Genomic DNA, 24,759 nt, shown 5'->3' on the forward strand with positions numbered 1-24,759 from the left:
CACGAGTATAAACCGCCAGCGCGGCGCGTTGATGACCGTCGTCGACCCGCGGGCCTCATGCGCCTGGCAGCTGGTGCTGCCACCAGGCGCAGAATTCATCCAGCGCCGTCCACAGGCTGACCTTGGGCTGGTAGTCCAGGTATTGCCGGGCGCGGCTGATATCCAGGGTGAAATCGCGGCTCATCACCTGCATGCCCAGGCGCGACAGGGTCGGTTGCGGGCGACCCGGCCATAGCAGGCAGGCCGCCTCGTTCAGCGCAGCCAGGCTGTAGGCCAGGCCGTAGGAACGGTAGCGAGTGACCTGCGGCAGCTGCATCTTGCGCATCACATAATTGACCACATCCCATAGCGGCAATGGCTGGCCGTTGCTGATGTTGTAGGCCTGGCCCAGCGCCCGGGCGTCAGCGAACAGCGCACTGGACAGCGCCTCGTTGAGGTTGTGCACGCTGGTGAAATCCACCTTGTTCAGGCCGTTGCCGATGATCGCCATGCGGCCCTTGCGCTGCATGTGCATCAGCCGCGGAAAAATACTGGCGTCGCCAGCCCCGGTGACGAAACGCGGGCGCAGCGCCAGCACCTCGAGGCCGAATTCCTGGGCGCCGAACACCTTCTGCTCGGCCAGGTACTTGGTCTGCCCGTAGTGGTCGTGGAAGCGACGCGGCACCTGGTCTTCGCGGATATCCAGACGCGAGCGACCGTTGAAGTAGATCGACGGCGACGACAGGTGCACCAGGCGTCGCACGTGCTCCTTGAGGCAGCCCTCTACCACGTTCTCGGTGACCACAACGTTGCCTTGGTAGAAGTCCTGGTAGCGTCCCCAGTTGCCCACCGCGCCGGCACAGTGCACCACGGCCTCGACGCCTTGGCAGAGGCGACGGGCCAGCTCGGCATCGCCAAGGTCGCCGGGGATGAACTGGGCGCCGCGCTTGACCAGGTGCTCGACCCCCTCCGCGCGGCGGCCGCTGACCCGCACGTCCAGGCCCTGCTCAAGGGCAAAGCGCGCAAAACGCCCGCCAATGAAGCCGCTCGCGCCGGTGACCAGAATTCGCATGTAAGACTCCGTCTTGCCAGATTTCAGATGCAACTGACGCCAGCCGTGGCTACAAGGGCACCAGCCATTGCCGTGCGCAGTGCCGCAGATGCTCGGTCAGTTGCGCGAGCAGTTGCCCGCCGTTGCGCCAATGATGCCAGTACAACGGCACATCGATGGGGGTATCGCTGCAGATTTCCACCAATTGCCCGCCGGCCAGCTGCTCACGGGCTTGCAGTTCGGGCACCAGGCCCCAACCCAGGCCGGCTTCGGTCATGCGCAGGAAACCTTCCGAGGACGGGCACAGGTGGTGCAGAAAACCACCGTCGATGCCCAGCGATGCCAGGTAGCGGTGCTGCAGGAAGTCGTCCGGGCCGTAGACGATTGCCGGCGTACGGGCCAGGCGGCCCGCAGCGAACCCCTGGGGAAAATGCCGCGCCATGAACCCGGGGCTGGCCAGCGCCCGGTAACGCATGGCCCCCAGTGGCAGGCTACGCGCGCCGGCCACCGGGCGCTCGCTGGCGCACAGGCAGGCTGCCACTTCGCCGGCACGCATGCGCTTCAGGCCCACTTCCTGGTCTTCTACCACCAGGTCGGTCAGCAGGTTGTGCTGCGCGCAAAAGTTACCCACCGCAGCGGCCCACCAGGTGGCCAGGCTGTCGGCGTTGAGGGCAATGCGCAGGCGCTCCGGCATGCCCTCCTCGTCCAGCGCCGGCACCTGGCGTTGCAGGTCGCGTTCGAGCAGGCGCACCTGTTGCACATGGTTGAGCAACTGCCGACCGACTTCGGTCGTGCCTGGCGGTGTGGCCCGCACCAGCACCGGCTGGCCGACCCGCGCCTCGAGCAGCTTGATGCGCTGGGATATGGCCGACTGCGACAGGCCCAGCACCTGCGCGGCGCGCTCGAAACCACCCTGTTCTATCACCGCCGCGAGGGCGGCCAGCAGTTTGTAGTCGAACATCGATTTTGCTAATGCCTGATCAGCGTTATTTGTTTTTCTTATACAACCCGTTTGCGCACAATGGCCAGCATCTTTTCTCGACACTCCTGGAGAGCGGGCCATGTGGCAAAGCTATCTCAACGGCATGCTGGTGGCCTTCGGCCTGATCATGGCCATCGGCGCCCAGAACGCCTTCGTCCTTGCACAGAGCTTGCGCCGCGAGCATCACCTGCCGGTGGCGGCGCTGTGCATCCTCTGTGATGCGATCCTGGTCGCCGCCGGCGTGTTCGGCCTGGCCACCGTGCTGGCGCACAACCCTACCTTGCTGGCGGTCGCCCGTTGGGGCGGCGCGGTCTTCCTGATCTGGTACGGGGCCAAGGCGTTGCGCAGCGCCTGCTCCCGGCAGAGCCTGCAGCACCAGCAGGGCCAAGGCGCACGCTCACGCCGCGCGGTGCTGCTCAGCGCCCTGGCGGTGACCCTGCTGAACCCGCACGTGTATCTCGACACGGTGTTGCTGATCGGCTCGCTGGGGGCCCAGCAGACCGCGCCGGGGGCCTATGTGGCCGGGGCTGCCAGCGCCTCGCTGGTGTGGTTCTCGACCCTGGCGCTCGGCGCCGCCTGGCTGGCACGGCCAGCGACCTGGCGCATGCTGGACCTGATGGTCGCTGTCATGATGTTCGCGGTGGCGGCGCAGTTGGTCTTCAACTGACACAGGGTTTCATCACCCGCCTTGCACGGGCCGCGCTGCGGCCCTAGGGCGACGCAAGGCCGCCCCTACAAAGGCTTTCGCACATTCGCCTGCCTGGAAACGACCACCACCGATCGCCACCCGCCAACCGCTCTGGAACCTCTATTCCCTATCTTTGTTGCGTGGTTATGCGCCGGGCCCGGTGCTATGATCCAGCCCTTGCGTCGCAAAGAGTACAATCTCGCTGACGCTGATCGGGCCGCCCGTGATCGGCCTTGCGCAAACCGCAAACAGACCTGAATCAGGAGATCCACCATGGCTTTTGAATTGCCGCCGCTGCCGTACGCCCACGATGCCCTGCAGCCGCACATCTCCAAGGAAACCCTGGAGTATCACCACGACAAGCACCACAACACCTATGTCGTGAACCTGAACAACCTGGTCCCAGGCACCGAATTCGAAGGCAAGACCCTGGAAGAGATCGTCAAGAGCTCTTCGGGCGGCATCTTCAACAACGCCGCTCAAGTCTGGAACCACACCTTCTACTGGAACTGCCTGTCGCCAAACGGCGGTGGCCAGCCGACCGGTGCCCTGGCTGACGCCATCAACGCCGCTTTCGGTTCCTTCGACAAGTTCAAGGAAGAGTTCACCAAGACTTCGGTTGGCACCTTCGGTTCCGGCTGGGGCTGGCTGGTGAAGAAGGCCGACGGTTCCCTGGCCCTGGCCAGCACCATCGGCGCCGGCTGCCCGCTGACCAGCGGCGACACCCCGCTGCTGACCTGCGACGTCTGGGAACACGCCTACTACATCGACTACCGCAACCTGCGTCCGAAGTACGTCGAGGCGTTCTGGAACCTGGTCAACTGGGCCTTCGTTGCCGAACAGTTCGAAGGCAAGACCTTCAAGGCCTGAGTCATTCAGCCCTGAACGGAAAACCCGGCCCGGCGCCGGGTTTTTTTATGCCTTTAAGGACCTCGTCGCGGGCTTGCCCGCTTCCACTGGTCAGTCACTGCCCTGATAAAGTGAAACGCCTGAGGGAGCGGGCAAGCCCGCGAAGGAGCCGGCACGGTTTTGCTTGCTCAGCCCGCATACCACGCTAACATCAAACTTTCGGAAGATTGATACAGCGCATTCAAGTTGCGGGGTCGGGCAACCGATACACTGCTGATGGTCGGCCGGTAGTGTATCGTCATCGTTGATGGCAAAATGATGCCATGCGCATGGATTAAGGAAACCCCATTGAAGCTGGAATTGCGGAACAGCTTGTCGGTCAAGTTGCTCAGGGTCGTGCTGCTGTCGGCGCTGGCGGTCGGCGTCGTGCTCAGCTGTGCGCAAATCATCTATGACACTTACAAGACCCGCCAAGCCGTGAACAACGATGCCCAGCGCATCCTCGACATGTTCCGCGACCCTTCGACCCAGGCGGTTTACAGCCTCGACCGCGAAATGGGCATGCAGGTAATGGAAGGCCTGTTCCAGGATGAGTCGGTGCGCATGGCCTCCATCGGCCACCCCAACGAAACCATGCTGGCAGAAAAGTCCCGTCCGTTGCGGGACACGGCCATGCGCTGGCTGACTGACCTGATCCTCGGCCAGGAACGCACCTACACCACGCAACTGGTCGGCCGCGGCCCCTACAGCGAATACTACGGCGACCTGAACATCACCCTCGACACCTCGTCCTATGGCGAGGACTTCCTGATAAACGCCGTGATCATCTTCATTTCCGGCGTACTACGGGCGCTGGCCATGGGCATGGTGCTGTATCTGGTCTACCACTGGTTGTTGACCAAGCCACTGTCGAAGATCATCGAGCACCTCACCCAGATCAACCCCGACCGCCCCAGCCAGCACCAGTTGCCACTGCTCAAGGGCCACGAAAAGAACGAACTGGGCCTGTGGGTAAATACCGCCAACCAGTTACTGGCCTCGATCGAGCGCAACACCCACTTGCGCCACGAGGCCGAAAACAGCCTGCAACGCATGGCCCAGTACGACTTCCTCACTGGCCTGCCCAACCGCCAGCAACTGCAGCAGCAACTGGACAAGATCCTCATCGACGGCGGCCGCCTGCAACACCGGGTAGCCGTGTTGTGCCTGGGCCTCGACGACTTCAAGGGCATCAACGAGCAGTTCAGCTACCAGGTCGGTGACCAGTTGCTGCTGGCCCTGGCCGACCGCCTGCGCGCCCACAGTAGCCGCCTGGGCGCCCTGGCTCGGCTGGGCGGCGACCAGTTCGCCCTGGTACAGGCCAATATCGAGCAACCCTACGAGGCGGCCGAACTGGCGCAAAGCATCCTCGACGACCTGGAAGTGCCGTTCGACCTCGACCACCACCGACAGATCCGCCTGCGCGCCACCATCGGCATCACCCTGTTCCCGGAAGACGGCGACAGCACCGAAAAGCTGCTGCAGAAAGCCGAACAGACCATGACCCTGGCCAAGGCCCGGTCGCGTAACCGCTACCAGTTCTACATCGCCAGCGTCGACAGCGAGATGCGCCGCCGCCGCGAGCTGGAGAAAGACCTGCGCGAAGCCCTGCCGCGCAACCAGCTGTACCTGGTGTACCAACCACAGATCAGCTACCGCGACCACCGGGTGGTCGGTGTCGAGGCGTTGCTGCGCTGGCAGCACCCGGAGCTGGGCATGGTGCCGCCGGACCAGTTCATTCCCCTGGCTGAACAGAATGGCAGCATCATCGCCATCGGCGAGTGGGTGCTCGACCAGGCCTGCCGACAACTGCGCGAATGGCATGACATGGGCTTCAGCGACCTGCGCATGGCTGTCAACCTGTCCACCGTGCAACTGCACCACAATGAACTGCCGCGGGTGGTCAACAACCTGCTGCAGGCCTACCGCCTGCCCCCGCGCAGCCTGGAGCTGGAGGTGACCGAAACCGGCCTGATGGAAGACATCAGCACCGCCGCCCAGCACCTGCTGAGCCTGCGCCGCTCCGGGGCGCTGATTGCCATCGACGACTTCGGCACCGGCTACTCGTCGCTCAGCTACCTGAAATCGCTGCCGCTGGACAAGATCAAGATCGACAAGAGCTTCGTCCAGGACCTGCTGGACGACGATGACGACGCTACCATCGTTCGCGCGATCATCCAGCTGGGCAAGAGCCTGGGCATGCAGGTGATTGCCGAGGGCGTGGAAACCGTCGAACAGGAGACTTACATCATTGCCCAGGGTTGCCATGAGGGCCAGGGCTACCACTACAGCAAGCCGTTGTCGGCCCGGGAGCTGACCAACTTCCTCAAACAGGCGCAGCGCAACCAGGTGTCGATGACCTGACATCACACCCCAGCAGCCGCTGGGCTTGGCTGCCGCCTGCATAATTTGCATAGCGCCCCTTTACAGCAAATGCAAATCTTTCGCATGATGTTGTCGTTTCGCGTGCCACGGCGCACGGTCTCCCCCTTGGTCCAACCACACGACGCAGGAAAACCAACAATGATTCGAATGCCTCTGGCCTCCGCCAGTCTGCTGGCCATTGCCATCGCTCTCGCCGGTTGCGGTGAAGGCAAGGACGACAAGGCCGCCGCGCCGCAAGCCCAGGCACCGGCTGCCGCCAGCACCACCGCTGCAGCGCCCGGGGCTGTCGACGAGGCTGCCGGCAAAGCCGTAGTCAAGCATTACGCCGAGCTGGTGTATGCCGTGTACAGCGACTCCCTGAGCACCGCCAAGACCCTGCAGAGCGCTGTCGACGCGTTTCTGGCCAAGCCCAACGACGAAACCCTGAAGGCCGCCCGGGACGCCTGGGTCGCCTCGCGCGTCCCGTACCTGCAGAGCGAAGTCTTCCGCTTCGGCAACACCATCATCGACGACTGGGAAGGCCAGGTGAACGCCTGGCCGCTGGATGAAGGCCTGATCGACTACGTCGACAAGAGCTACGAGCATGCCCTGGGCAACCCGGCAGCCAGCGCCAACATCATCGCCAACAGCGAGATCCAGGTCGGCGAAGAGAAGATCGACGTCAAGCAGATCACCCCCGAGAAACTTGCCAGCCTGAACGAGCTGGGCGGTTCCGAAGCCAACGTCGCTACCGGCTACCACGCCATCGAGTTCCTGCTCTGGGGCCAGGACCTGAACGGCACCGGCCCGGGCGCAGGCAACCGTCCGGCCTCGGACTACCTGGAAGGCAAGGGCGCCACCGGCGGCCACAACGACCGCCGTCGCGCCTACCTGAAAGCGGTCACCGACCTGCTGGTCAAGGACCTCGAAGAAATGGTCGGCAACTGGGCACCGAACGTTGCCGACAACTACCGCGCCAAGCTGGAAGCCGAGCCGGTCAACGACGGCCTGCGTAAGATGCTGTTCGGCATGGGCAGCCTGTCGCTGGGCGAACTGGCGGGCGAGCGCATGAAGGTTTCGCTGGAAGCCAACTCGCCGGAAGATGAGCACGATTGCTTCAGCGACAACACCCACTACTCGCACTTCTACGACGCCAAGGGCATCCGCAACGTCTACCTGGGCGAGTACACCCGCCCGGACGGCAGCAAGGTGACCGGCCCAAGCCTGTCGTCGCTGGTGGCCAAGGTCGACCCGGCCGCCGACGCCACCCTCAAGGCCGACCTGGAGGCCACCGAAGCCAAGATCCAGGTGATCGTCGACCACGCCCTCAAGGGCGAGCACTACGACCAGCTGATCGCCGCCGACAACGCTGCCGGCAACCAGATCGTGCGTGATGCCATCGCCGCCCTGGTCAAGCAGACCGGTGCGATCGAACAGGCTGCGGGCAAGCTGGGTATTGCCAACCTGAACCCGGATACTGCGGATCACGAATTCTGATCCCGCTGTAGCGGTTCTGAAAAGGCGGCCTTCGGGCCGTCTTTTCTTTGCAAGCCGCATGCCCCTGCAGAAACCGGACAGGCCGGCGTGGCCAACTGACAGCGATTTCATCCAGCAATTGCAAATTGCTCTTATTCAAACTTCTCCACCCTGCTAAGCTTGCACGCCGGTTTTTCGCTCACGCCCAGGATTCTCGATGTCCTCGTCGCTGTTTCGACTCTCCCCCCTGCTGCTGGCCTTTGCCCTCGCCGCCTGTGACGACGCCCCGCGTTTCACCCAGGCCGAGCCCGGCGAAGCGTTGTCAGCTGGCGCAGCGACCGTGCAGCGCAATGACCGCAACGCCTATTCCCTGCCCTCGGCCAACCTCTCGCCCGAGCGGCGCCTGGATTTCGCCGTGGGCAACAGTTTCTTCCGCAACCCGTGGGTGATCGCCCCGTCCACCACCACGGCACGTGACGGCCTGGGCCCACTGTTCAACACCAATGCCTGCCAGAATTGCCACGTACGCGACGGCCGCGGCCACCCGCCAGAGCCGGGCGACAGCAACGCAGTGTCGATGCTGGTGCGCCTGTCGATCCCCGACCAGCCCTACCTGGCCAAGGTGGTCGAGCGCCTCGGGGTGGTGCCGGAGCCGGTCTATGGCACCCAGTTACAGGACATGGCCATCCCCGGCGTGGCACCGGAAGGCAAGGTACGGGTCAGCTATACCCGGGAAACACTGACGTTCAAGGATGGTTACCAGGTCGAGCTGCGCAAGCCGGCCCTGCAGATCACCCAGCTCGGCTATGGCGTGATGCACCCCGACACGCGTTTTTCGGCGCGGGTAGCGCCGCCGATGATCGGCCTGGGCCTGCTCGAAGCCATCCCCGAAGCCGACCTGCTGGCCAACGAAGACCCGGACGACCGCAATCACGACGGTATCCGCGGGCGCGCCAACCGGGTATGGGACGACACCCTGGGCAAGACCGTGGTCGGCCGCTTCGGCTGGAAGGCCGGGCAGCCCAACGTCAACCAGCAGAACGTGCACGCCTTTGCCGGCGACATGGGCCTGACCACCACCTTGCAACCCAACGACGATTGCACCCCGGCCCAGGCCGCCTGCCTGGCCGCCCCCAATGGCAACGGTGCCGATGGCGAGAAGGAGGTCAGCGACAACATCCTGCGCCTGGTCACCTTCTACACGCGCAACCTGGCCGTGCCGGCGCGCCGTGACGTGGGCACGCCAGAGGTACTGGCAGGCAAGAACCTGTTCTACCAGGCCGGCTGCCAGGGCTGCCACACACCGCAGTTCACCACCGCCGCCAATGCTGCCGAGCCGGAGCTGGCCAACCAGCTGATTCGCCCCTACAGCGACCTGCTGCTGCATGACATGGGGCCTGGCCTGGCCGACGATCGCACCGAGTTCGCCGCCAACGGCCAGGACTGGCGTACTCCGCCATTGTGGGGCATCGGCCTGAGCGAAACGGTCAGCGGCCACAGCCAGTTCCTGCACGATGGCCGCGCCCGCAACCTGCTCGAAGCTGTGCTCTGGCACGGCGGCGAAGCCGAGGCAGCGCGCAATGTCGTGCTAACTTTCGATGCCGGGCAGCGCGCCGCGTTGCTGGCTTTCCTGAACTCACTTTGAAACGCGCATAGGAGCCGGCATGTTCCGACCCAAACTGTTGTTCACCAGCCTCGCCGCACTCGCCCTCGGTGCCTGCTCGCCGCAGGACCCGCAAGCCGTGACCTCCGCTGCGATTGCCAAGCAGGTGATCCTGCCTACCTACAGCCGCTGGGTCGAAGCCGACCGCATGCTGGCCGCCAGCGCCTTGGCCTATTGCGAAGGCAAGGAAACCCTGGACAAGGCCCGTGCCGACTTCCTCAACGCGCAAAAGGCCTGGGCCGAGCTGCAACCGCTGCTGGTCGGCCCGCTGGCCGAAGGCAATCGCGCCTGGCAGGTACAGTTCTGGCCCGACAAGAAGAACCTGGTCGGTCGCCAGGTCGAGCAACTGGTCAGCGCCGACACCCCCGTCGATGCCGCGGCCCTGGGCAAGGCCAGCGTCGTGGTGCGTGGCCTCTCGGCCTACGAGTACATCCTGTTCGACAGCAAGCCGGACATCGCCACGGCCGAGCAGAAGGCCCGCTACTGCCCGCTGCTGGTGGCCATCGGTGAACACCAGAAGGCGCTGGCCGAAGATATCCTCAAGAGCTGGAACAGCACCGACGGCATGCTGTCGCAGATGACCAAGTTCCCCAACCAGCGCTATGCCGACTCGCATGAGGCGATTGCCGACCTGCTGCGTGCCCAGGTCACTGCCCTGGACAGCCTGAAGAAGAAACTCGGCGCGCCGATGGGCCGCCAGAGCAAGGGCATCCCGCAGCCGCTGCAGGCCGAAGCCTGGCGCAGCCACAACTCGCTGAACAGCCTGCAGGCCAGCCTCAAGGCCGCCGAAGCGGTATGGGTCGGGGTCGACAACCAGGGCCTGCGCGGCCTGCTGCCCAGCGACCAGAAAGCCCTGGCGGACAAGATCGACGATGCCTACGCGAGCGCGCTCAAGCTGCTGGCCAACAACCACAAGACCCTGGGCGAACTGCTGGCTGACGACGCCGGCCAGCAAACCCTCAACCAGATCTACGACAGCCTCAACGTCGTCCACCGCCTGCACGAAGGCGACCTGGCCAAGGCGTTGAACATCCAGCTGGGCTTCAATGCCAACGACGGTGACTGATCATGCTGCGACGCCAGGCCCTCAAACTCGGTAGCGTATTGCTCAGCGCCCTCACCCTGGGCGGCTGGAGCCTGTTCCGCAACAAAGGCAGCGAACCGCTGCTGCTGTCGGCGCGTGACGACGGCGACGGCAAGCACTACGCGGTCGGGTTCCGCCTGGATGGCACCCAGGTGTTCAGCACCCAGGTTGCCCAGCGTTGCCATGCCATCATCCATCACCCGCAACTGCCGGTCGCCCTGTTCGTCGCCCGCCGCCCCGGTACCGAAAGCTACCTGGTCGACCTGCGCGACGGGCGCCTGTTGCAAACCGTACACTCGCAACCGAACCGGCATTTCTACGGTCATGCGGTGGTGCACAAAAGTGGCGAATGGCTGTACGCCACCGAGAACGACACCACCGACCCGGGGCGCGGCGTGCTCGGCGTGTACCGTTTCGAGGGCGAGCGCCTGGTGCACAGCGGCGAACTGCCGACCCACGGCATCGGCCCGCACGAACTGGCCTGGCTGCCGGACGGCGAGACACTGGTGGTGGCCAACGGCGGTATTCGCACCGAAGCCGAAAGCCGGGTGGAGATGAACCTCGACGCCATGCAGCCGAGCCTGGTGCTGATGCAGCGCGACGGCACCCTGCTGAGCAAGGAAACCCTGGCCCAGCAGATGAACAGCGTGCGCCACCTGGCGGTGGGCAGCGACGGCACCATCGCCGCCTGCCAGCAATTCATGGGCGCTGCCGACGAGACCGCCGAGCTGCTGGCGATCAAGCGCCCGGGCGAGCCGTTCAAGGCCTTCCCGGTGCCGGAGCGGCAGTTGCAGGCGATGGCCCAGTACACCGCCAGTGTCGCCATCCACAGCGAGTTGCGGCTGGTCGCGCTGACCGCGCCACGTGCCAACCGCCTGTTCGTCTGGGACCTGGACACCGCCGCGGTGCGGCTGGACGCACCGATGCCTGATTGCGCCGGGGTTGGCGCGGTCCAGGACGGTTTCGTGGTTACCTCCGGGCAGGGCCGTTGCCGCTTCTACGATTGCCGCAAGGCCGAACTGGTCGGGCAGCCGCTGAACCTGCCGTCCGGTTTCTGGGACAACCACCTGCATCTGGTCTGATCTTCGGGTTGGCCGTACTGGCCATTTCGCGGCTGAAGCCGCTCCCACAGGAACCGCGCAGCCCACTGACTGCGCGGTTCCTGCAGGAGCAACTGTCTTGCTCAAATGTTCAAAGCGGGCGTTATTCCTGTAGGAGCGGGCTTGCCCCGCGAACACGGGCGAACCCTGTGCCATCCACTGCGTCGCCTGCTTCGCGGGTAAACCCGCTCCCACAGGTACTGCGCTGGCTTCGCGTTGACACTACACCTGTTGGAGCGGCTTCAGCCGCGAACACCGGCGCAGCCGGTGCCATCCTCCGCGTCGCCTGCTTCGCGGCACAAGGCCGCTCCCACAGGTACTGCGCTGGCTTCGCGTTGACACTACACCTGCGGGAGCGGCTTCAGCCGCGAACACCGGCGCAGCCGGTGCCATCCTCCGCGTTGCCTGCTTCGCGGCACAAGGCCGCTCCCACAGGTACTGCGCTTGGCTTCGAGCTGACACTACACCTGCGGGAGCACTGTCTTGCTCAAATGTTCAAAGCTGGCGTTATTCCTGTGGGAGCGGGCTTGCCCCGCGAACACGGGCGAAGCCTGTGCCATCCACTGCGTCGCCTGCTTCGCGGGTAAACCCGCTCCCACAGGTACTGCGCTGGCTTCGAGCTGACACTACACCTGTGTGGGCTTTAGCCGCGAAGGGGTCGGCACAGACATTGCACTCCCCTTCCCGCAAAAAACAGTCGATAATTCCCCCATCCACACGTGGGCAGGAACGCCCGTAGTCGTGTCCAAGCGAATAACAACTGCATCCAAGGAAACGGACCTATGCTGCGCCGCCGCATGCTCATCATGTTGGCCGTGGTTCTGCTGATCGTGTTGGCCTTGGGGGGCTACAAGGCCTTCTCGATCTACCAGCAGATCCAGATGTTCACTGCCCCACGGCCACCCATCACCGTGGCAGCCGCCCTGGCCAAGCAGCGCCCGTGGCAAGAGCGCCTGCCTGCCGTTGGCAGCCTCAGGGCATTTCAGGGTGTGGAACTGAGCCTGGAGGTGGAAGGCATCGTCAAGGCCCTGCACTTCGACTCCGGCCAGCAGGTCAAGGCCGGGCAACTGCTGCTGCAACTCAATGACGACCAGGAAACCGCCTTGCTCGGCACCGCCCTGGCCGACCTCGGCCTGGCCAAGGTCGATTTCGGCCGCGGCAGCCAGCTGGTCGGTGACGCGGCCATCTCCCGCGGCGAGTTCGATCGCCTCACCGCCCAGTACCGGCGCAACCAGGCACTGGTCGAGCAACTCAAGGCATCGAAGACCAAGAAGAGCATCAGTGCCCCGTTCAGCGGCACTATCGGCATTCGCCAGGTGGACGTCGGTGACTACCTGGCCGCCGGCACGGTGATCGCCACCCTGCAGGACCTGTCCAGCCTCTACGTTGACTTCAACGTGCCGGAACAGGCCCTGCCGCGCCTGAATGTGGGCCAGCAGGTGCTGGTGCAGGTACCGGCCTACCCCGGCCAGACCTTCCCCGCCAGCCTGAGCGCGATCAACCCCAAGGTCGATGAAGCCACGCGTAACCTGCTGGTGCGCGCGACCATGGCCAACCCGGACGGCAAGCTGCTGCCAGGCATGTTCGCCAGCCTGCTGATCCTGCTGCCCAACCCGCAGCCACAAGTGGTGGTGCCGGAGAGCGCCATCACCTACACCTTGTACGGCAACTCGGTGTACGTCGCCACGCCGAAAAAGGACAAGGACGGCAAGCCGCTGAACGACGACAAGGGCCAGCCGCAGCTCACCGCCGAGCAGCGCACGGTGCAGACCGGCGAGCGCCGCGACGGTGTGGTGGTGGTCAGCAAGGGCCTGCAGGCCGGGGATCAGGTGGTCACCGCCGGTCAACTGAAACTGACCCCGGGGGCCGCGATCCGCATCGGCGAGGACCAAGCCCTCAAGCCCGCAGCGGGCGAGCCGGGCAAGGATTGACAGGAGGCTGGCATGGCATTCACCGACCCGTTCATCCGCCGCCCGGTGCTGGCCAGCGTGGTCAGCCTGCTGATCCTGTTGCTGGGCTTCCAGGCCTGGAGCAAGCTGCAGATCCGCCAGTACCCGCAAATGGAAAACGCCCTGATCACGGTCACTACTGCCTACCCCGGCGCCAACGCCGAAACCATCCAGGGCTACATCACCCAGCCGTTGCAACAAAGCCTGGCCAGCGCCGAAGGCATTGACTACATGACCTCGGTAAGCCGGCAGAACTTCTCGATCATTTCCATCTACGCGCGCATCGGCGCCGACAGCGACCGGTTGTTCACCGAGCTGCTGGCCAAGGCCAACGAGGTGCGCAACAAGCTGCCCCAGGATGCCGAGGACCCGGTCCTGAGCAAGGAAGCCGCCGATGCTTCGGCACTGATGTACATCAGCTTCTACAGCAAGGAGATGAGCAACCCGCAGATTACCGACTACCTGTCGCGGGTCATCCAGCCCAAGCTGGCCACCCTGCCGGGCATGGCCGAGGCGGAGATCCTCGGCAACCAGGTGTTCGCCATGCGCATCTGGCTCGACCCAGTGAAGCTGGCAGGCTACGGCCTGTCGGCCAGCGACGTGACCACCGCCGTGCGCCGCTACAACTTCCTCTCCGCCGCCGGCGAGGTGAAGGGCGAATACGTGGTCACCAGCGTCAACGCCAGCACCGAGCTGAAGTCGGCCGAGGCCTTCGCTGCCCTGCCAGTCAAGACCAGCGGTGACAGCCGCGTGCTGCTCGGCGATGTGGCGCGGGTCGAGATGGGCGCGGAAAACTACGACACGGTCAGCTCGTTCGACGGCACCCCGTCGGTGTACATCGGCATCAAGGCCACCCCGGCGGCCAACCCGCTGGACGTGATCAAGGAAGTACGGCGCATCATGCCCGAGCTGGAAAGCCAGCTGCCCTCGGCGTTGAAGGTGTCGATCGCCTACGACGCCACGCTGTTCATCCAGGCCTCCATCGACGAAGTGATCAAGACCCTCGGCGAAGCGGTGCTGATCGTCATCGTGGTGGTGTTCCTGTTCCTCGGTGCCCTGCGTTCAGTGCTGATCCCTGTGGTGACCATTCCGCTGTCGATGATCGGCGTGCTGTTTTTCATGCAGATGATGGGTTACTCGCTCAACCTGCTGACCCTGCTGGCCATGGTGCTGGCCATCGGCCTGGTAGTGGATGATGCGATTGTCGTGGTGGAGAACATCCACCGGCACATGGAAGAGGGCAAGTCGCCGTTCGATGCCGCCCTCGAGGGTGCCCGCGAAATCGCCATGCCCGTGGTGTCGATGACCATCACCCTGGCTGCGGTATACGCGCCGATCGGCTTCCTTACCGGGCTCACCGGCGCACTGTTCAAGGAATTTGCCCTGACCCTGGCCGGTGCAGTGATCATCTCCGGCATCGTTGCCTTGACCCTGTCGCCGATGATGTGTGCCCTGCTGCTGCGCCAGGAGCAGAACCCCAGCGGCCTGGCCCACCGCCTGGACGTGCTGTTCGAACGCTTGAAAACGCGTTACCAACGCCTGCTGCACGCCACCCTCGACAGCCGTCCGGTGGTACTGGTATTCGCGGTGATCATCCTGTGCCTGATCCCGGTGTTGCTGAAATTCACCCAGAACGAACTGGCGCCCAACGAGGACCAGGGGGTGATCTTCATGATGAGCAGCTCGCCGCAAACAGCCAACCTGGATTACCTCAACGCCTATACCGACACGTTCACCCCGCTGTTCAAGAGCTTCCCCGAGTACTACTCGTCGTTCCAGATCAACGGCTTCAACGGTGTGCAAACCGGCATCGGAGGCTTCCTGCTCAAACCCTGGAACGAGCGCGAGCGCACGCAAATGGAATTGCTGCCGCTGGTGCAGGCCAAGCTCGAGGAAATCGGCGGCCTGCAGATCTTCGGCTTCAACCTGCCATCGCTGCCCGGCACTGGCGAAGGCTTGCCGTTCCAGTTCGTGATCAACAGCGCCGGTGACTACCCTGCGCTGCTGGAAGTCGCCCAGCGTATCAAGGCCCGCGCCCAGGCGTCCGGCAAGTTCGCCTTCCTCGATATCGACCTGGCGTTCGACAAACCCGAGGTGGTGGTGGATATCGACCGAGCCAAGGCGGCGCAGATGGGGGTATCCATGGATACCCTCGGCGGCACCCTGGCAACCTTGCTGGGCGAAGGGGAAATCAACCGCTTCACCCTCGAAGGCCGCAGCTACAAGGTGATTGCCCAGGTTGAAAGGCCCTACCGTGACAACCCTGGCTGGCTGAACAACTACTACGTGAAGAACGACCAGGGCCAGCTGCTGCCCCTGTCGACGCTGATTACCCTCCGCGACCGCGCTCGCCCGCGCCAGCTCAACCAGTTCCAGCAACTGAACTCGGCGATCATCCAGGGGGTGCCGATGGTCAGCCTCGGCGAGGCGCTGCAGACCGTGCAGGGCATCGCCCGCGAGGAGGCCCCGGAAGGCTTCGCCTTCGACTATGCCGGGGTGGCTCGCCAATACGTGCAGGAAGGTAGCGCACTCTGGGTAACCTTCGGCCTGGCGTTGGCGATCATCTTCCTGGTGCTGGCGGCGCAGTTCGAAAGTTTCCGCGACCCGCTGGTAATCCTGGTGACGGTACCGTTGTCGATCTGCGGCGCGTTGCTGCCGTTGTTCCTCGGTGTCTCAAGCATGAACATCTACACCCAGGTCGGGCTGGTGACGCTGATCGGCCTGATCAGCAAGCATGGCATCCTGATCGTCGAGTTCGCCAACCAGTTGCGCGAAGAACAGGGCCTGAGCGTGCGTGAGGCGATCGAAGAGGCGGCGGCGATTCGCCTGCGGCCGGTGCTGATGACCACCGCAGCGATGGTGTTTGGCATGGTGCCGTTGATTCTGGCGACCGGGGCGGGGGCGGTCAGCCGTTTTGACATTGGGACGGTGATTGCTACCGGGATGTCGATTGGTACGCTGTTTACCCTGTTCGTCTTGCCCTGTATCTACACCTTGCTGGCGCACAAGGCGCAGGCCAAAGAAACCGCTGTAGCCTGAACCGGCCTCTTCGCGGGTAAACCCGCTCCCACAGATACAGCGTCAGGTTCGGATTCTGTGCAGTTCCTGTGGGAGCGGGTTCACCCGCCAAGAAGCCGGCAAGGCATTTCCATCTACCGCCGGGTTCAACCAAACGGCCGCAACCCCTGGCGCATGCCGAACAGGAACAACAGCAAGTCCTGATCCGGCGCAACCTTGGCCTGCTGCTGCGGTTTCACGTCCCGCGGCAACGCGCACTGGTCGGCCATATCGGCTCTGCTGAACACTGTCGGCCTCGGCTCTTCCCACGCAGCCACCGCCACGGTGGTCACCGCCAGGCCAGCCACCAGGAACAAAGCTCGAGCTATTTCTAGTTTCATTGCCCTAACCCTTTGACAGCGCTGCCAAACGCCATCTGGTAAAAGTAGAGCAAGGTTTGCCATTCCGCGTCGTTCAACGACGAATGGCGGCGTAACTGGCGCAGGTCATTGCCCGCCGCACGCTGGCAACTGATTCGTCGACGGCACTTTTCCAGGTCCAGCAGCGCGACCTCGACCCGGGCCTGCTCACCTTCGCCAATCACTTTGATGAAGACATGCTTGCCATACAGACAGCCGTGCTGCCAGTGGCCCAGGTGCATGCGCGCCAGGTTATCGGCCAGGTCCTTGAGCATGCGCTCGTGCACCACCTGGGGATAACGTTCGCGGGCACCTTCGGCATGCCAGGTATCGAGTTCGACGAAGCCGTCGAGTGCTTCGCTTACCAGCAGCGCACGCCATTGATGATCGGCATCACGCTCGGCACCACAGAAGACGATGCGCGGCACGCGCACGCCCAACTGCTCGAAACTGTGCAACGCATCGAGTTCGCGCAACACGGTCGGTCGGCCGAAAGGGTGCAGCAGGCTACGATAGATGTGCCCGACCTGGCGCTTGGCATACAGCAGCTTGCCATTGGCATCGTTCAGGCGTTGCACGCCGCTTTCGCCGCCGCGGCGCTGGTTTGGCTCCTCGACCCACTCGCCCTGTTGGCGCCAGTAAAAATCGAACCGCGACTCCCCTTTCCGGGCTACAGCCATCAAACACTACCCCTTACGCAATACATAGACCCGCCACATGGCATAGAACGGCAGGAAGTCGAGGCGTTCCTGGATTCTGAAGCCGGCGGCCCTGAATTCTTCTTCCACCGTTTCGGCCGGTAACACGAAACGGTTCTGGTAATTGTCCTGCCCGGCTTTGCGAGCGTTGCGGCGTTGCTCCAGCTTTTTCCGCCGCCAGGCCTTGAAATTGCCATCCACCCACAATGACAGGATCACACTATCACGGCTAACCCGCTGAAATTCCGAAAGAATGGTCTTTCTGTGGGCAGCTTCGCCAATGTGATGGAAAAGCCGCATGCAGAAGATGCTGTCCACCGAATTGTCCGGCAGGTCGATGGCAAACGCCGAAGTCTGCAAGGGACGTACCCGCGCCACCACCTCTGGCGGTTGTGCTGCACAGGCTGTCTCGATCATCGCCTCGGAGTTGTCGGCGCCAATGATCACCCGGTTGGGTTTTTCTGCCAGCAACGGCCAGAAGCGGCCAGCGCCGCATGGCAGGTCGAGGACCAGGCCAGGCTCACCTGCCAATGCCAGGGCGCGACGCGCCAGTTGCTCGTCTCGCTTGTGGGAAAGGCGTCGCGCCAGGCCATCCTGATGCTTGAGAAAGTATTCACGTGCGTGTTCTTTGTCGTACTTCTCAGAAAATTCAAGCTTGATGGGACTACGCATTGGGCATCTCCTGATTCCATTCCACCCACAGTAGGCAAGCGGGCGTTGGAATCAGGTCATGCTGATGTGAAAAAAACGTCATCGGCGCAGCGACCTGTAACAGCAGTTTACTCTGCCTCAGGGTCGCCCTTGGACGCAGTATTGCTCAGGTCGACGTGGAAACGGCAGCCGTGCGGCAAGGTTGAGGTCAGGGTGACATGCCAGCCCTGGTCATCGCAGATTCGCTGCACCAACGACAGGCCCAGGCCCAGGCCCTCGCCACGCCTTTCATCACCGCGCACGAAGGGCCGGAACATGGCCTCGCGCTGCTCTTCGGGAATGCCCACGCCACTGTCTTCGACACTGAAACCGTTGGCCTCGAGGCTCAGGCGGATATAGCCGCTGTCGGTATAGTGCGCGGCATTGCGCAACAGGTTGCCCATCACCGATTGCAGGAAGGTAGCGTTGTACAGCACCGGGCTGGCACTGACGCGGCCGTCGAAATACAAGGCCAGGCCCTTCTGCTCGATGGTGTCACGCCACACACCGACCAGTTCGTCCGCCACTTCCCGCAGGGTGGCGCGCGAGGCCACCGCACCCTCGTCGCGCTGTGCGCGGGCCAGCATCAGGAAGGTCTTGACCAGCTCACGCATCTCCTCCGTAGCCCTTGCCACACGCTCCACCTGGCTGCGCGAACGGGCATCGAGGTTGGGGTTTTCCATCAGCAGTTCGCATGAAGTGGCCAGCACCATCAGGGGCGTGCGAAGTTCGTGGCTGACGTCGCTGGTGAACAGCCGTTCCCGGGTCAATGCGTCACGCAGGCGGCCCAGGGTATCGTCGAATGCTACCGCCAGCTGGCCGACTTCGTCCGCCGCATAGTCCGGCGCCAGTGGCGGCGCCAGGCCCAGCAACTGGTCACGATGACGCACCTGCCGCGCCAGGCGGATCACCGGCGCCATCACCCGGCGCGCCACCAGCCAGCCGAGGATCACTGCCAGCACCAGGCTGAGCACGAAGCCCACCACCACGACTGCGAACAGCAGGCGCTCGCGTTCCTCGAAGTCGCTCTGGTCCTGCAGCAGGACATAGCGGCGGCCATCGACGATCTCGACCATGGCGTGGTACGACAGCTGGTCGCGGAATACCTCGTGGAAGCCCCGGTCGAGGTGGCGCAGGTCCTTGGGCAGCTCGAAGTCGTCACGCCCGCCGCTGAAGTAGAACAACTGGTCGGGGCGCGGCCGGTGGCTCCAATCGCTGACACTGTCCATGCGCAGCAGGCGCTGCAGGTCACCGCCCAGTACCGAGGAAATCAGCCGCTCCTCGACCAGGTGCACAGTACCGACGATGCCAAAGGCGAAGGCCCCAGCCACCAGCGCGCTCATCAGGGCGAAGGCGATGATGATGCGCTGGGCAAGGCTTTGCTTAAACTCCATCGCGGCCCTCGGCGAGGCGGTAGCCGACGCCATGGACGGTGTGCAGCAGCGGTTTTTCGAACGGTTTGTCGATCACCTGGCGCAACTGGTGCACGTGGCTGCGCAGGCTGTCGCTGTCAGGGCAGTCGTCGCCCCACAGGGCTTCTTCGAGTACTTCGCGGCGCAACACGTGCGGGCTCTTCTGCATCAACACCGCAAGCAGCTTGAGGCCGACCGGGTTGAGCTTGAGCAGGCGGCCCTGGCGGGTGACTTCAAGGGTATCGAGGTCGTAGCTCAGGTCAGCTACCTGCAGGGTGCGGCGCCCGCCGCCCTGGGCACGGCGCAGCACCGCTTCGATGCGTGCGGCCAGCTCCGACAGGGCAAAGGGTTTCAGCAGGTAATCGTCGGCCCCGGAGCGGAAGCCTTGCAGGCGGTCATCCAGCTGGTCGCGGGCAGTGAGCATGATCACCGGCGTGTCGCGGCGGGCGTCTTCGCGCAGGCGCTTGCACAGGGTGTAGCCATCGATGCCGGGCAGCATGATATCGAGCACGATCAGGTCGTAGTGCTCGGTGGCGGCCAGGTGCAGGCCGGACAGGCCATCCTGGGCGCAGTCTACGGTGTAGCCCTTCATGCCCAGGTAATCGGCCAGGTTGGCCAGGATATCGCGGTTGTCTTCAACCAAAAGAATGCGCATCGGTTTCTCCTGTGCGGCGCTTCTCGCTGTGGCGCGGCAGGCGCAGCTTAAGGCCTATGCCTGCAGGGTGCCAGCCCCGGGCGAAATTCATCGGACTTGACGGTTTTTTCACTGATCCTTCACGGACACAGGATAGCGGGCAGCCGACAATGCCCGATCTTTTTTGCCTCCTGGAGCCGTCATGCAGCAAGCAACCCGACCCCGTCCGATCAATTTCTGGCTGTACCTGGGAATTCCCCTGGCGACCGCATTGGGCTTGATCCTGCTGGAACTGACCTCGGTCGACATGGACATCGCCAAGTTGTTCTTCGACCCCGCGGCGGGCCAGTTCATCGGCCGCCACAGCTATCTGCTGGAGAACATCCTGCATGACCGGGTCAAGCAGGGGGTGATCCTGCTTGGGCTGCTGTCGCTGCTGACCTTCGCCGCAAGCTTCTTCTGGAAGCGCCTGTTCGGCTGGCGCCGCGAGCTGGGTTGCCTGGTGCTGGCGCTGGGCCTGTCCACGGCGTTCGTCACGCCGCTGAAGAAGGTGACCCAGGTGCAATGCCCGTGGAGCCTGACCCAGTTCGGCGGCAGCGAAACCTACAGCAAGCTGCTGGAACCACGCCCGGCTACCGACAAACCCGGGCTGTGCTGGCCGGGCGGGCATGCGGCGACCGGGTTCTGCCTGTTCGGACTGTTCTTCATGCTGCGGGACCGCAAACCGCGCCTGGCGCGGGCAGCATTGGCACTGGCTTTCGTGGCCGGGTCGGTACTGTCGTTGGGGCGGATGATGCAAGGGGCGCATTTCCTGTCACACAACGTCTGGACGGCGGTGTTCTGCTGGTTGATCGGGTTGGGCTCGTATTACCTGGTTCTGTATCGGCGGGGAATGGCTGAGGTACCTGCCGCCGAGCGTAGCGTCGCCTGACCCAGGGCCGCATTGCGGCCCCAATGACCCCGACAGGAAAACAAAAAACCCCGGTTCTCGCGAACCGGGGTTTTTGATGGTGCAGGGGGTAAGGCTGGCTTACATCATGCCGCCCATGCCACCCATGCCGCCCATGTCAGGCATGCCAGCAGCTGGCTTGTCTTCCGGCAGGTCGGCAACCATGGCTTCGGTGGTGATCATCAGACCGCCGATCGAAGCAGCAGCTTGCAGCGCCGAGCGGGTGACCTTGGCTGGGTCCAGGATACCCATCTCGATCATGTCGCCGTATTCGCCGGTAGCAGCGTTGTAACCGAAGTTACCCGAACCTTGCTTGACCTTGTCAGCGACAACGCTTGGCTCGTCGCCGGCGTTGGCAGTGATCTGGCGCAGCGGCGCTTCGACAGCACGACGCAGCAGGGCGATACCGACGTTCTGGTCTTCGTTGTCGCCTTTGAGGTTGGCAATGGCCGCCAGCGAGCGCACCAGGGCCACACCACCGCCAGGCACCACGCCTTCTTCAACGGCTGCACGGGTAGCGTGCAGGGCGTCTTCAACGCGGGCTTTCTTCTCTTTCATTTCAACTTCGGTGCCGGCACCCACCTTGATCACGGCAACACCGCCAGCCAGCTTGGCCAGGCGCTCTTGCAGCTTCTCACGGTCGTAGTCCGAAGAAGTTTCTTCGATCTGGGCACGGATCTGCTTGACGCGTGCTTCGATCTCGCCGTCGGCACCAGCGCCGTCGATGATGGTGGTGTTTTCCTTGGACAGGATGACGCGCTTGGCGTTACCCAGGTGCTCCAGGGTAGCGGTTTCCAGGGACAGGCCGATTTCTTCGGAGATGACCTGGCCGCCGGTCAGGACGGCGATGTCCTGCAGCATGGCCTTGCGGCGGTCGCCGAAGCCCGGTGCCTTGACCGCAGCAACCTTGACGATGCCGCGCATGTTGTTGACCACCAGGGTAGCCAGCGCTTCGCCTTCGACGTCCTCGGCAACGATCAGCAGTGGGCGGCCGGCCTTGGCAACGGCTTCCAGCACTGGCAGCAGCTCACGGATGTTGGAGATCTTCTTGTCGACCAGCAGCAGCAGCGGGCCTTCCAGCTCGGCAACCATGGTGTCCGGCTTGTTGACGAAGTACGGCGACAGGTAGCCACGGTCGAACTGCATGCCTTCCACGACGGACAGTTCGTTTTCCAGGCCCGAGCCTTCCTCAACGGTGATCACGCCTTCTTTACCGACTTTTTCCATGGCTTCGGCGATGATTTCACCGATGGAGCTGTCGGAGTTGGCGGAGATGGTACCGACCTGGGCGATGGCCTTGGAGTCGGCGCATGGCTTGGACAGGTTCTTCAGCTCGGCGACGACGGCAGCAGTGGCCTTGTCGATACCGCGCTTCAGGTCCATCGGGTTCATGCCGGCAGCGACGGCCTTCAGGCCTTCGTTGACGATGGCCTGGGCCAGGACGGTAGCGGTGGTGGTGCCGTCACCGGCAGCGTCGTTGGCCTTGGAAGCGACTTCCTTGACCAGCTGGGCGCCCATGTTCTCGAAGGCGTCCTTCAGCTCGATTTCCTTGGCGACGGAAACGCCGTCCTTGGTGATGGTCGGCGCGCCGAAGCTCTTGGCCAGGACCACGTTGCGGCCTTTCGGGCCGAGGGTGGCTTTTACGGCGTCAGCCAGAACGTTGACACCAACGAGCATTTTCTTACGGGCGGAATCACCAAATTTTACGTCTTTAGCAGCCATGATCGTTTAATCCTTTGGAATTCTTTGGAGTAACGGGAAGTCGGGGAAATCAGCCTTCGATGACGGCGAGGATTTCGTTCTCGGCCATGACCAGCAGGTCTTCGCCATCGACTTTCACGGTGTTGCTGCCCGAGTAAGGGCCGAAAACCACTTTGTCACCCACTTTCACTGCCAACGCGCGCACTTCGCCGTTGTCCAGGATGCGACCGGTGCCGACGGCGACTACTTCGCCGCGGTTTGGCTTTTCAGCGGCCGAACCCGGCAGGACGATACCGCCAGCGGTTTTCGATTCTTCTTCGCTGCGACGGATAACGACGCGGTCATGCAGAGGACGAAGCTTCATTGTCGATCTCTCCCAAATTGTGGTTTTCATCGGCCGGTGTCGACACCGGCGGGTTGATGCTGTCCGGCGTAGCCGGAAGGCCGCTCGCGCTGGGCGAACCGCCTGAGTCATGTCTGGTGTTGCCACCAGAAACCTTGCGGTGACCACATACATGAGGCCGTCATATTCAATTACAAGGCTTGCTTCAGAAATTTTTTCATCAGCCTGAAAAGCTTGGGGCCGCTTCGCAGCCCTATCGCGACACAAGGCCGCGCCTACAGGGGCTTGTGAACTCCGTAGGTGCGGCCTTGTGTCGCGATAGGGGCGCGAAGCGGCCCCCGGTTATTACTTGTCGCGGCGCTCGTACTCGCCTTCGATCACATTCGGACGGTGACCGCCATCACGCGGCTGCGCCTGGAACGGGTCGTCCTGGAACGCCCGCTGGCGCATGGCCTGGGCCTCGGCACGCTCACGCATCTTGCGGGCGGCCAGGTGACGGGTGAATGGCAGCAGGCACAGCAGGCCGAGCACGTCGCTGATGAAGCCGGGCAGCAACAGCAGGCCGCCACCGACCGCGAGCATCAGGCCCTGGAACATGTCTTCGGCGGGCAGTTCGCCACGCTGCAGGCTTTCACGGGCGCGCAACGCGGTGGCCAGCCCGGCCACCCGCATCACCAGCACACCCAGCGCGGAACCGGCGATGATCAACAGCAGCGCCGGGAAGAAACCGATGGCGGCGCTGACCTTCACGAAGACGAACAGCTCCAGCACGGGAAACAGGAGAAACAACAGTAGAAAAGCACGCATCAAAGCATTCCTCGTCGGAAGAGAACCTTCCTGTAAGACCCACAGATGGATGCGTGCGCTCGGCTTTTCAAGCCTCGGCCTTGGTCACAGCCGGCCATTGGTCGGCGCGCGCCAGCAAAACCAGGGCTTCGCGGACTTGTGTCGGCGTATTGCAAGTATTGGGAAAAGGCAACCAGTGCACTGCCTGACCGATACGCAGGTGCATGCCTTCACTGTCCACCCCGACCAGTTGCGCGGGCGCATGGCGTGGCAAATCGGTCAGTTCGACGTAGTGCGCAATCGCCTTGGCATGGTCACTGTTCATATGCTCGACCATGCTCGCCTCGGCCTCGCCGGCGAACGGGTTGGCCAGGGTCACCTGGTCAAGCCAGTGGATCGCACCAAAGCCGCCGATGTAGCGGTGGCGTACAGGTTGCAGCACCCAGAAGTCGAAGTCGTGGGCCTTGTGGTAGTTGGCGGCGTCCGGGAAATAGCGGTAGTAGCGTTCGGCGGCGGCGTCGATGGCGGCCTCCTCCACCAGCTTGTGCGCTTCGGCCATTACCGTCAGGCGTCCTACGGCTTGCACGTCCTCGGCCTCACGCTCACCGACCAGCAGCGAGCACTTGGGGTCTTTCTGCAGGTTGTGGGTGTGCTGGGCGATGCGGCTGATGAGGATCAGCGGGTAGCCCTGGCCGTCCAGGCAGTACGGCACGACCGAGCCGAACGGGTAACCGGGCATCGACCGCGAATGGGTCGAGAGCACCCCGCGGTATTCCTTGAGCAACAGTTCCCGGGCGGGGCGAATGGCGGCGATACTCACTGAGCGGGCTCCTGGCGGCAGACTGGGTGGCCACACGATAGCATTTTCAGGTCCGGTGCCAATGGGGCTGCTGCGCCCCCCCCCCC

General features: G+C 63.6%; 21 protein-coding genes. 10 read left to right on the forward strand and 11 right to left on the reverse strand.

The features are described from left to right. Positions 1 to 55: 55 nt before the first annotated feature. Both QSV36_RS05570 and QSV36_RS05575 read right to left on the reverse strand, forming a co-directional pair. Positions 56 to 1,051, reverse strand: a complete 996-nt coding sequence (locus QSV36_RS05570) for an NAD-dependent epimerase/dehydratase family protein (RefSeq protein ID WP_289130653.1) — start codon at positions 1,049 to 1,051, stop codon at positions 56 to 58. Positions 1,052 to 1,100: 49 nt separating this feature from the next. After that, on the reverse strand, positions 1,101 to 1,991 hold the full coding sequence (locus QSV36_RS05575) for a LysR family transcriptional regulator ArgP (RefSeq protein ID WP_289130655.1): 891 nt from the start codon (positions 1,989 to 1,991) through the stop codon (positions 1,101 to 1,103). 100 nt (positions 1,992 to 2,091) lie between these two features. Between QSV36_RS05575 and QSV36_RS05580 the strand changes: the two genes are divergently transcribed. The 9 genes from QSV36_RS05580 to QSV36_RS05620 all read left to right on the forward strand — a co-directional run bounded on the left by QSV36_RS05580 (position 2,092) and on the right by QSV36_RS05620 (position 16,263). Next, positions 2,092 to 2,679 (forward strand): LysE/ArgO family amino acid transporter, encoded by a 588-nt coding sequence (locus QSV36_RS05580; protein ID WP_289130656.1) that lies wholly within the window; start codon positions 2,092 to 2,094, stop codon positions 2,677 to 2,679. Positions 2,680 to 2,973: 294 nt separating this feature from the next. Further along, a complete protein-coding gene (locus tag QSV36_RS05585) occupies positions 2,974 to 3,570 on the forward strand; it encodes a superoxide dismutase (protein ID WP_003255187.1) in 597 nt (198 codons plus the stop codon). Positions 3,571 to 3,897: 327 nt separating this feature from the next. Continuing rightward, positions 3,898 to 5,952, forward strand: a complete 2,055-nt coding sequence (locus QSV36_RS05590) for a putative bifunctional diguanylate cyclase/phosphodiesterase (RefSeq protein WP_225779136.1) — start codon at positions 3,898 to 3,900, stop codon at positions 5,950 to 5,952. 159 nt (positions 5,953 to 6,111) lie between these two features. Next, on the forward strand, positions 6,112 to 7,449 hold the full coding sequence (locus QSV36_RS05595) for an imelysin family protein (RefSeq protein ID WP_289130659.1): 1,338 nt from the start codon (positions 6,112 to 6,114) through the stop codon (positions 7,447 to 7,449). A 196-nt stretch (positions 7,450 to 7,645) separates the two neighbouring features. Further along, the gene (locus QSV36_RS05600) at positions 7,646 to 9,073 is read left to right on the forward strand and encodes a di-heme oxidoreductase family protein (protein WP_289130662.1); all 1,428 of its coding nucleotides are present in this window, start codon (positions 7,646 to 7,648) and stop codon (positions 9,071 to 9,073) included. A gap of 19 nt (positions 9,074 to 9,092) precedes the next feature. Next, positions 9,093 to 10,157, forward strand: coding sequence for an imelysin family protein (locus QSV36_RS05605; protein ID WP_289130666.1), 1,065 nt, complete (start codon positions 9,093 to 9,095; stop codon positions 10,155 to 10,157). Positions 10,158 to 10,159: 2 nt separating this feature from the next. After that, the gene (locus QSV36_RS05610; protein WP_289130669.1) at positions 10,160 to 11,257 is read left to right on the forward strand and encodes a DUF1513 domain-containing protein; all 1,098 of its coding nucleotides are present in this window, start codon (positions 10,160 to 10,162) and stop codon (positions 11,255 to 11,257) included. Between the two features lie 800 nt (positions 11,258 to 12,057). Then, positions 12,058 to 13,206 carry an efflux RND transporter periplasmic adaptor subunit gene (locus tag QSV36_RS05615; protein ID WP_289130672.1) on the forward strand — a complete coding sequence of 383 codons (1,149 nt, stop codon included), beginning with the start codon at positions 12,058 to 12,060 and terminating at the stop codon, positions 13,204 to 13,206. 12 nt (positions 13,207 to 13,218) lie between these two features. Continuing rightward, positions 13,219 to 16,263, forward strand: a complete 3,045-nt coding sequence (locus tag QSV36_RS05620; RefSeq protein ID WP_289130674.1) for a multidrug efflux RND transporter permease subunit — start codon at positions 13,219 to 13,221, stop codon at positions 16,261 to 16,263. A 125-nt stretch (positions 16,264 to 16,388) separates the two neighbouring features. Here the strand turns inward: QSV36_RS05620 and QSV36_RS05625 are convergent, their stop codons facing one another. The 5 genes from QSV36_RS05625 to colR all read right to left on the reverse strand — a co-directional run bounded on the left by QSV36_RS05625 (position 16,389) and on the right by colR (position 20,095). Further along, positions 16,389 to 16,622: a hypothetical protein gene (locus tag QSV36_RS05625; protein ID WP_289130676.1), complete on the reverse strand. Its 234-nt coding sequence runs from the start codon at positions 16,620 to 16,622 to the stop codon at positions 16,389 to 16,391. Beyond that, complete coding sequence (locus tag QSV36_RS05630) at positions 16,619 to 17,320, reverse strand: lipopolysaccharide kinase InaA family protein (protein WP_289130678.1); 702 nt, start codon at positions 17,318 to 17,320, stop codon at positions 16,619 to 16,621. The genes QSV36_RS05625 and QSV36_RS05630 overlap by 4 nt, the downstream gene beginning before the upstream one ends. A 6-nt stretch (positions 17,321 to 17,326) precedes the next feature. Further along, positions 17,327 to 18,010, reverse strand: coding sequence for a class I SAM-dependent methyltransferase (locus QSV36_RS05635; RefSeq protein ID WP_289130680.1), 684 nt, complete (start codon positions 18,008 to 18,010; stop codon positions 17,327 to 17,329). A gap of 107 nt (positions 18,011 to 18,117) precedes the next feature. Further along, positions 18,118 to 19,422 (reverse strand): sensor histidine kinase, encoded by a 1,305-nt coding sequence (locus QSV36_RS05640; RefSeq protein ID WP_289130683.1) that lies wholly within the window; start codon positions 19,420 to 19,422, stop codon positions 18,118 to 18,120. Further along, positions 19,412 to 20,095, reverse strand: coding sequence for a two-component system response regulator ColR (gene colR, locus QSV36_RS05645; protein WP_003255215.1), 684 nt, complete (start codon positions 20,093 to 20,095; stop codon positions 19,412 to 19,414). The genes QSV36_RS05640 and colR overlap by 11 nt, the downstream gene beginning before the upstream one ends. A gap of 181 nt (positions 20,096 to 20,276) precedes the next feature. Between colR and QSV36_RS05650 the strand changes: the two genes are divergently transcribed. Further along, entirely contained in the window at positions 20,277 to 21,005 is a 729-nt protein-coding gene (locus QSV36_RS05650; RefSeq protein WP_289130684.1) for a phosphatase PAP2 family protein, read from the forward strand. Positions 21,006 to 21,104: 99 nt separating this feature from the next. On the opposite strand, the gene groL is transcribed toward QSV36_RS05650, so the two are convergent. From groL to QSV36_RS05670, 4 genes are all read right to left on the reverse strand, one after another. Next, on the reverse strand, positions 21,105 to 22,745 hold the full coding sequence (gene groL, locus QSV36_RS05655) for a chaperonin GroEL (RefSeq protein WP_170032376.1): 1,641 nt from the start codon (positions 22,743 to 22,745) through the stop codon (positions 21,105 to 21,107). 49 nt (positions 22,746 to 22,794) lie between these two features. Next, positions 22,795 to 23,088 (reverse strand): co-chaperone GroES, encoded by a 294-nt coding sequence (locus tag QSV36_RS05660; protein ID WP_003260750.1) that lies wholly within the window; start codon positions 23,086 to 23,088, stop codon positions 22,795 to 22,797. A gap of 324 nt (positions 23,089 to 23,412) precedes the next feature. Continuing rightward, a complete protein-coding gene (locus tag QSV36_RS05665) occupies positions 23,413 to 23,874 on the reverse strand; it encodes an FxsA family protein (protein ID WP_027917974.1) in 462 nt (153 codons plus the stop codon). A 67-nt stretch (positions 23,875 to 23,941) separates the two neighbouring features. Continuing rightward, positions 23,942 to 24,673, reverse strand: a complete 732-nt coding sequence (locus QSV36_RS05670) for a HugZ family pyridoxamine 5'-phosphate oxidase (RefSeq protein WP_289130696.1) — start codon at positions 24,671 to 24,673, stop codon at positions 23,942 to 23,944. Between the last annotated feature and the right edge of the window lie 86 nt (positions 24,674 to 24,759).

Origin of the sequence: Pseudomonas sp. BCRC 81390 (assembly GCF_030341915.1) — a bacterium.
GTDB lineage: Bacteria > Pseudomonadota > Gammaproteobacteria > Pseudomonadales > Pseudomonadaceae > Aquipseudomonas.